Source organism: Mesorhizobium sp. M7A.F.Ca.ET.027.03.2.1 (genome assembly GCF_003999175.1).
Classification (GTDB): Bacteria; Pseudomonadota; Alphaproteobacteria; order Rhizobiales; family Rhizobiaceae; genus Mesorhizobium.
The window spans coordinates 1-4,584 of sequence record NZ_RZOM01000465.1; the positions used below are offsets into that span (position 1 = coordinate 1).

A 4,584-nucleotide genomic window follows, 5' to 3' on the forward strand; every position below is an offset into this window, starting at 1 on the left:
TCACCATCCTGTTCGAGGGCGAAGAGGAATCCGGCTCGCCCTCGTTGAAGCCGTTCCTCGAAGCCAATGCCGACGAACTCAAGGCCGATTTCGCGCTGGTTTGCGATACCGGCATGTGGGACCGCGACACGCCGTCGATCTGCGTCGGGCTGCGCGGGCTGGTCGGCGAGGAGATCACGGTGAAGGCGGCCGATCGCGACCTTCATTCGGGCCTCTATGGTGGTGCCGCCGCCAATCCGATCCGCATCCTGGCCAGGGTGTTGGCCGATATCCACGACAAGGACGGCCATATCACCATCCCCGGCTTCTATGACGGCGTCGAGGAAACACCGTCGCAGATCCTGAAATCATGGGAGACGCTCGGCGAGACCGCCGAGACGTTCCTGGGACCGGTCGGCCTGTCGATCCCGTCGGGCGAAAAGGGCCGCTCCGTGCTGGAGTTGACCTGGGCGCGGCCGACGGCCGAGTTCAACGGCATCATCGGCGGCTACACCGGCAAGGGCTTCAAGACGGTGATCGCGGCCGAAGCCTCGGCGAAGGTGTCGTTTCGCCTTGTCCACAAGCAGGATCCCAAGAAAATTCGCGCTGCGTTCCAGAAATTCGTCAAGGAGCGGATTCCGGCCGACTGTTCGGTCGAATTCCATCCGCATGGCGGCTCGCCGGCAATCCAGCTTTCCTACGACTCGCCCTTCCTGGCCAAGGCCAAGAATGCGCTGTCCGACGAATGGCCGAAGCCGGCGGTGACGACGGGCAGCGGCGGCTCCATTCCGGTTGTCGGCGATTTCCAGACCTATCTCGGTATGGAATCGCTGCTGGTCGGGTTCGGCCTCGACGACGACCGCATCCACTCGCCCAACGAGAAATACGAGCTCAGCTCCTTCCACAAGGGCCAGCGCTCCTGGGCGCGGATTCTCGATGCCTTGGCGCGCTGAGCGGCGGAAACTCCTGTTTTCCTGTTGATTTTTCAGCGGATCGCGGCGAGGACGGGCCATAAGACAAAGCGCTGCAGCGTCCCTTGCGGGTCAGGGGACACTGTAGGGCTCGACCGGAGAAGACAATGGCCGATATCCGTTTCCATAAAAACGACCTGCCCGACCTCTCGCACTACAATGTCGGGGCAGTGGCCATCGACACCGAGACGCTCGGGCTCAATCCGCATCGTGACCGGCTGTGCGTGGTGCAGATTTCGCCCGGCGACGGCACGGCCGACGTCATCCAGATCGCGCCTGGCCAGAAGAAGGCGCCGAACCTCGTCAGCCTGCTGCGGAACCGTGGCGTAACCAAGCTGTTCCACTACGGACGCTTCGATCTTGCCGTGCTCTACAATGCGTTCGGCGTGATGCCGGAGCCGGTGTTCTGCACCAAGATCGCCTCGCGGCTGACCCGCACCTACACCGACCGCCACGGGCTGAAGGACATCTGCTTCGAGCTTCTTGGCGTCGGCCTGTCCAAGGCGCAGCAATCGTCGGACTGGGCGGCCGAGACGCTGTCGCCCGAACAGCTCGAATATGCCGCTTCCGACGTGCTCTATCTGCACCGTTTGCGCGATGTGCTCGCCGGACGCCTGGCGCGCGATGGGCGGACCAAGGAGGCCGATGCCTGCTTCCGCTTCCTGCCGACGCGTGCCAAGCTTGACCTGATGGGCTGGGACGAAGAGGATATCTTTGCCCACAGCTGACGGTCGTCCGGCCAGCACATCGCGCAGCCGGTACCGGCTGGAACCGGATGCGGGCCGCGGCGTTCTGTCGGCTCAGTTTGTCGGTGCAATTGGGGGATGATGACATGGCGGACAGAAAGCCGATTGCGACCGCGCCGACAGACGGCTCCAAGGTCTCCGTCACGTGGAAGGATAGCGACGGCGTGTTCAACGAATCCATCGCGCAATATCGCGACGACGGCTGGTGGGTCTATATCGACAGTCACACGCAAAAGAAGGTCGAGCCGACCAGCTGGCGCCCTGCCGCAAGCGACGATGACGATCAATGAGTGCGCCGCTGGTGAGGCTGGTCGCTTTCGAATAGCCTGAAGCCGTTGATATCGAGGCCGATTCGGAGCTTTCCGTTCCGCCGTCGCCCTCTTGCTCGGAGGAACTCTCTATGGGTGTCGAAAGCCTGCTCGTCTTCATCATCATCGGTGCCATCGCCGGCTGGCTCGCCGGTCTTATCGTTTCCGGTTTCGGCTTCGGCCTTATCGGCAACATCATCGTCGGCATCGTCGGCGCGTTCATCGCCGGCTGGCTGTTTCCGAGGATCGGATTTTCCATCGGCGGCGGCACTCTCGCCGCGATCATCCATGCCACCATCGGCGCCATCATCCTGCTGGTGCTGGTCAAGGTCCTGAAAAGAGCCTGAGGCTCGACAACGCAAAGAGCGCGCCATGAAACAGAATACGCTCTATCTCGTCATTGGCGCGCTCGTCGTCGTGGTCATTGCGCTCGGCATCTACGTCTATCGCGAGCAGACCAAACCCAAGGGCGTCGAACTCAAGATCGACGACAAGGGCATTTCGATCCAGCAGAACTAGCCTGCACCGGTGGGGCAGATGCAGGAGCGCGACATGGGGGCTTCCGACGCGCCGGAAGACGACGATCAGCCTGGGATTACCGTCGCGGAATGGGAGAGGCTTAACAGGCCGCCAAAGCGCGAGGCGCTGCTGCGCTACCATTGGCGGGTGTTTCGCTTCCTGAGAGCATCCGCGCCGGTCTTCGATTTGCAGGGGCAAGAGCAGGTATTCCGCGATGGCATAGTCGCCACCGTGGCCTTCAACCGGCCCGAAATGATCGAATGGCAGATCCACCTGGTGCGCCGATACCTTGCCGAGCACGAGAGCTACATCGTCTTCGACAACAGCAAGAAGGACGAGGCGAGGCAAGCAATCCGCGATCTCTGCCGTCGCCAGCATGTCCCCTATGTGGCATTGCCGAAGAACAGGCTGGTCGTCAGCAGATCGCACGGTCAAGCGCTCAACTGGATCGTGCGGAATTTCTTGCCTGGGTTCGGGCCGAAGCTTTTCGGCTTCATCGATCATGACATCTTTCCAACTGAACCATTTTCGATCCGCGACCGGATGAAGGGCAAGAGCCTCTACGGCAGCGTGCGGCGCGATACGCCGACACCAGGCGGCTGGTTCCTGTGGCCCGGCTTCTGTTTTTTCGATGGAAGCCTGTTGCGGCGGCGGCTGGATTTCGCCCCGAGCTACAAGTTTCATATGGATTCCGGCGGCGGCAACTGGCCGGTGCTCTACAGGTCGATCGACCCGGCGATGGTTCGGTTCGCTGAAAACAAATCGCTTCGCTTCGGCGCGGGACATGATCAATCCGAGGATTTTTTCATGGTGGTCGATGGCTGGCTGCACGTGACTAACGCCTCGAACTGGAGGCGACAGCAGGTTGACAGGAGCGAACACATTCTCGCGCTGTTGCGGCAAGCCGGCGGTCCCGACCAGCCGGATGTGAAGTTCGAGCCCATCTGAAATCAGGTCTGAGGCGGGTGGTGTTGACAGAAGACGCTGAGGGGCCTGTTGCATTGCGGCCTGAAATCCAGGGGCTGCGTGGCATTGCCGTTGCCCTGGTGGTGGTTTTCCACATCTGGCCCGCGGTTCTTCCTGGCGGGTATGTCGGAGTCGATGTGTTCTTCGTCATCTCGGGCTATCTCATCACCGGTCTGCTTGCCCGCATGGCGCTGCGCGACGGCCGCATCTCGCTGATGGCCTTTTATTCGCGGCGAGTGCGGCGACTGCTGCCGACTGCGATCCTGGCCCTTCTTGCCACGCTCGCAGGAACGCTGGTCTTCCTGTCCATGGCACGTTGGGAAGAGACGGCAATCCAGGTCGCTGCCAGTGCGCTCTATGTGCAGAACTGGCGGCTTGCCTGGCAGGCGGTCGACTATCTCGGCGCCGAGGAGGCGGCGAGCCCGGTACAACATTACTGGTCTCTATCCATCGAGGAGCAGTTCTATATCGTCTGGCCATTGCTGATGGTGGCAGGCCTTTGGCTGGCGCGCCGTCTCGGGCGGCCAGCGAAAGACGTATTCCTCGTGGGGCTGACCGCGGTTTTTGCCGGATCGCTGATCAGCTCGGTTGTCATCACCCGGAGCGATCCGGCCGCCGCTTATTTCGTAACCCATACCCGCCTGTGGGAGCTGGCGCTCGGTGGCCTGCTGGCGCTGACGGTCCATCGGTTCAGGGCAGGGCTGCCATTGCGCGCCGCAATGGCGATGACCGGTATTGGCGCCATCGGGTTTTCAGCGCTTTTCTTTTCCGCCTCGACGTCATTTCCTGGCGCTCTTGCGTTGCTGCCGACCCTGGGGACGGTGCTCATCATTGTCGCCGGCGGCACCAAACTAGGCCGGTTTCGCGGGCTTGACGCCAGCATCCTTTGCTATGTCGGCGACCGGTCGTATTCGATCTACCTCTGGCATTGGCCGCTGGTTGTTTTCTATTCGGCGCATGGCCCCGCGGCCGGGCTCCTTGCAGGTCTGGTGCTGATCGCCCTGACGCTGGCAATCTCGGATCTGTCCTACCGATATGTCGAACAGCGCTACCGGCAGCCGCGGTCGGATACGGCACGGAAACCTCTGGCCTATG

7 protein-coding genes are annotated in these 4,584 nt (G+C 61.9%); all 7 read left to right on the plus strand.

Annotation, left to right across the window (positions count from 1 at the left end):
- Positions 1 to 932 (plus strand): M20/M25/M40 family metallo-hydrolase (locus EN750_RS19800; RefSeq protein WP_127397405.1); only part of this gene is annotated, 932 nt, incomplete at its 5' end.
- A gap of 125 nt (positions 933 to 1,057) precedes the next feature.
- Positions 1,058 to 1,678, plus strand: a complete 621-nt coding sequence (locus EN750_RS19805) for a ribonuclease D (RefSeq protein ID WP_095084743.1) — start codon at positions 1,058 to 1,060, stop codon at positions 1,676 to 1,678.
- A 104-nt stretch (positions 1,679 to 1,782) separates the two neighbouring features.
- Positions 1,783 to 1,986 (plus strand): hypothetical protein, encoded by a 204-nt coding sequence (locus EN750_RS19810; protein WP_127397407.1) that lies wholly within the window; start codon positions 1,783 to 1,785, stop codon positions 1,984 to 1,986.
- Between the two features lie 110 nt (positions 1,987 to 2,096).
- Complete coding sequence (locus tag EN750_RS19815) at positions 2,097 to 2,351, plus strand: GlsB/YeaQ/YmgE family stress response membrane protein (protein WP_013529551.1); 255 nt, start codon at positions 2,097 to 2,099, stop codon at positions 2,349 to 2,351.
- Positions 2,352 to 2,376: 25 nt separating this feature from the next.
- Complete coding sequence (locus EN750_RS19820) at positions 2,377 to 2,523, plus strand: hypothetical protein (protein ID WP_013529552.1); 147 nt, start codon at positions 2,377 to 2,379, stop codon at positions 2,521 to 2,523.
- Between the two features lie 33 nt (positions 2,524 to 2,556).
- Positions 2,557 to 3,471 carry a hypothetical protein gene (locus EN750_RS19825; protein ID WP_127397406.1) on the plus strand — a complete coding sequence of 305 codons (915 nt, stop codon included), beginning with the start codon at positions 2,557 to 2,559 and terminating at the stop codon, positions 3,469 to 3,471.
- A 23-nt stretch (positions 3,472 to 3,494) separates the two neighbouring features.
- Positions 3,495 to 4,584, plus strand: a 1,090-nt coding sequence (locus tag EN750_RS19830; RefSeq protein WP_145967782.1) for an acyltransferase, incomplete at its 3' end; no start/stop codon positions are given.

What these genes read in the sequence shown, in the direction of transcription:
- EN750_RS19805 (WP_095084743.1), top strand. Translation starts at nt 1,058, where the DNA reads ATGGCCGATATCCGTTTCCATAAAAACGACCTGCCCGACCTCTCGCAC.
- EN750_RS19810 (WP_127397407.1), top strand. Translation starts at nt 1,783, where the DNA reads ATGGCGGACAGAAAGCCGATTGCGACCGCGCCGACAGACGGCTCCAAG.
- EN750_RS19815 (WP_013529551.1), top strand. Translation starts at nt 2,097, where the DNA reads ATGGGTGTCGAAAGCCTGCTCGTCTTCATCATCATCGGTGCCATCGCC.
- EN750_RS19820 (WP_013529552.1), top strand. Translation starts at nt 2,377, where the DNA reads ATGAAACAGAATACGCTCTATCTCGTCATTGGCGCGCTCGTCGTCGTG.
- EN750_RS19825 (WP_127397406.1), top strand. Translation starts at nt 2,557, where the DNA reads ATGGGGGCTTCCGACGCGCCGGAAGACGACGATCAGCCTGGGATTACC.